The organism is Alienimonas sp. DA493, assembly GCF_043951915.1.
Classification (GTDB): domain Bacteria; phylum Planctomycetota; class Planctomycetia; order Planctomycetales; family Planctomycetaceae; genus Alienimonas.
Genome location: NZ_JBINJD010000282.1, coordinates 1 through 2,625, shown reverse-complemented (window position 1 = coordinate 2,625; position 2,625 = coordinate 1). Strand labels below are relative to the sequence as shown.

2 protein-coding genes and 1 pseudogene are annotated in these 2,625 nt (G+C 76.6%); 1 reads left to right on the top strand and 2 read right to left on the bottom strand.

Features of this window, described 5'->3' with window-relative positions:
* Nucleotides 1–296 (top strand): hypothetical protein (locus ACG2DA_RS22325; protein ID WP_395258842.1); only part of this gene is annotated, 296 nt, incomplete at its 5' end.
* A 10-nt stretch (nt 297–306) separates the two neighbouring features.
* Here ACG2DA_RS22325 and ACG2DA_RS22320 read toward each other — a convergent pair.
* Together ACG2DA_RS22320 and ACG2DA_RS22315 are read right to left on the bottom strand one after the other, a co-directional pair.
* Nucleotides 307–1,341 carry an L-threonylcarbamoyladenylate synthase gene (locus ACG2DA_RS22320; protein ID WP_395258840.1) on the bottom strand — a complete coding sequence of 345 codons (1,035 nt, stop codon included), beginning with the start codon at nt 1,339–1,341 and terminating at the stop codon, nt 307–309.
* A gap of 30 nt (nt 1,342–1,371) precedes the next feature.
* Nucleotides 1,372–2,625 (bottom strand): annotated as a pseudogene (locus tag ACG2DA_RS22315) (hypothetical protein); the annotation flags it as partial.

Here is a 2,625-nt window from a genome sequence, read left to right as displayed (position 1 = left end):
CCGCGGCCGTCGCGGTACTGCTGGCGGCCCTGTTCGTCCCCGCCGGGTGCGGGTACCCGGAGGTGAGCCGATCCGCCTACGACATGGCGGAGGCCTTGGAAAACATGGCCGACCTCCAACGCCCGGAGCAGATCCCCCGGGCCCGCGAGCTGATCGCGGCGAAGTTCGACCGGGGCGAGATCACCGCCGAGGAGCGGGACCTGCTCAGTGACATCGTCGATCGGGCCGAGGCGGGCGAGTGGGAGGAGGCCCGCCGGGACGCCGTCGCCCTGATGCGGGCCCAGGGGAAGGAGTAAGCCGCCGGACTCAGCCGGCCGACAGGTCCCGCCCGCCCTCCGACCCCGCCGCGGCTCGGCGGAGGCGGTCGTTGAGGGCGGCGCCGAGCCCCTCGTTCGGAAATCGGACCGCCGCCAGCCGCGGCAGGCCGAGGGCGTCCAGACGGCGTAGGGCCGCGTAAAAACCGGCCGCGGCTTCCGTCAGGTCGCCCGTCGCCGAGAGCGTCTCGCAGACGGCGAACCGCTCCGGGGCCGCCGGCGGGATGAACGCCAACAGGCCGCACTCCGCCGGCGCGGCGACTTCGGCGGGATCGGCCGTCACCGTCAGCGGCGTCCGCGGGGCGTAGTGCCGCGAGAGGGAACCGGGCGACGTCTGGGCCGCCCCCGGGTCGGCGTTGCCGGTTCGCACCTCAATCGGCCGACCGACGGCGTCGCTCAGGGCCTCCGCCGTCACGGCCCCGGGGCGGAGCACGACCGGGCGTCGCTCGCCGTTCGCGTCCGTCTCGAACCCGACGACCGTCGATTCGATCCCCACCCGGCAGGGGCCGGCGTCGAGAATGAGGTCCACCGCCTCGCCCAACCCCTCCGCGACGTGGGCGGCGGTGGTGGGACTGATGCCGCCGAAGCGGTTGGCGCTGGGGGCCGCGACCGGCACGCCGGCCGCCCGCAGCAGGGCTCGGGCCGGTTCGCTCGCCGGCACCCGCACCGCAACGGAGGCGAGCCCGGCGGTGACGAGGTCCGGCACGGCGGCCGCTTTGGGCAGCACGAGCGTCAGCGGGCCCGGCCAGAACCGCTCCGCCAGTCGGCCGGCGTCCGCCGGAAGGTCCGCCACGACGGCCGAGAGCCCCGGGGCGTCGTCCCCGCCGGGCAGGTGCACGATCAGCGGGTCGAACCGCGGCCGGCCCTTCGCCGCAAAAACCTTCGCCACGGCGACCGGATCGAGGGCGTTCGCCCCCAGCCCGTAGACGGTCTCGGTGCCGAACGCGACCAGCCCGCCCCCACGCAGAACCGCCGCCGCCTCGCCGATCGCGGCGGGGTCGGCGGCGGACAGGACGCGGGCGGTCATGCCCGCACTGTAGCCGATCTGGCTCCCGGCTCAGCCGTCGAGGTAGTCGCGGGGGTTGGCGACGAACCGCCGCATCGATTCGCGGGAGGCGAACAGGTACAGCCGGCCCTTGTACCAGGCGGCGTGGGCCAGGCTGCCGACCGTCTCGCCCCAGCCGGTGGAGGCGATCACGAGGTCCCGCCCGCCGGCCGCCGGGGCGTAGCGGGCCGGGTCGGCGACGAACTTCACCCGGGCTTCGGCGGAGGCGAACCGGTAGGTGACTCCCTCGAACTCCGCGGTGAAGCGATCGTCGCCCTCGGCGAGGTCCCGTTCGTCCCGCAGCGTCACCGGGCAGAAGCCCATCAGCAGCGAGCGGTCCGCCCGGGCGGCGAGTTTCTCCAGCAGCTTGGTCGGATCCGGCCGGCCGGGCGCCGTCGGCTGAGATTTCGGGGCGGCCGGCGCGTCGGCGGCGGCGGTCGGCGCCTGCGCCGGGGCGGCGGCGACGGTCGTGGACGCCTCCGGTTCGGCGGACGCCTCCGGCACGGCGGCCTCCTCGACCGGGGCGGGCGCCGCGGCGGCCGGGGCCTTCGCGGCGACCGTCAGGTCCCAGCCGGCTTCCTCCTCTTCGCCCGGGGACTGGGCAAGGTCGAATCCGTCTTCCGCAGTCGGGGCGCCGACGCGGCGTTCCGGTTCGGTCGCGACCTCCGGCGCCGCGGCGGGGGCGGGCGGCTCTTCGAAGAACTCGGGTTCCGTCGCGGCGAGCGACAGTCCGGTGAACGGGGTGCCGTCGTCTTCCGCGGCCGGCTCTTCGACCGGCGTCGGGGCTTCCCGCACGGCGGCGGGGGCGGCGGGGCGAGGCGTCGGGGCGGCGGCCACGCGGACCGGTTCGCTCCGAACCGGTCGGGCCGGGGCGGGTTGCGGCGGGGCCGGCAGCGGGGCGAGGCTCGGGGTCTCCGGCTCCGCGGTCGGTTCCTGCACGGCGACCTGGCGGGGCGGGACGAAGCGGCCGTCCGCCTCGGCCTCGGACTGTTCCGGGAAGAACTCCAGATCGTCCGCCGTCGCCGACGCCGGGGGAGCGGGCGCCCGCACCAGCGTCGGTTCCGCCGGGGCGGCCTGGACCGTCCGCGGCGCCACATATCTGGGTTGGGGCCGCGAGGCGGCGGCGGGCGAGGCGACCGTCACCCGGCCGACCTCGACCTCGGCGGAAACGGGAATTGAGCGGGACGCGACCGGCGCCGCCGCGGCGGGCGCCTGCCGGACCATCTGCTGCGGCGGGACGGCTTCGAGCCGGGGCACCTCGTCCCG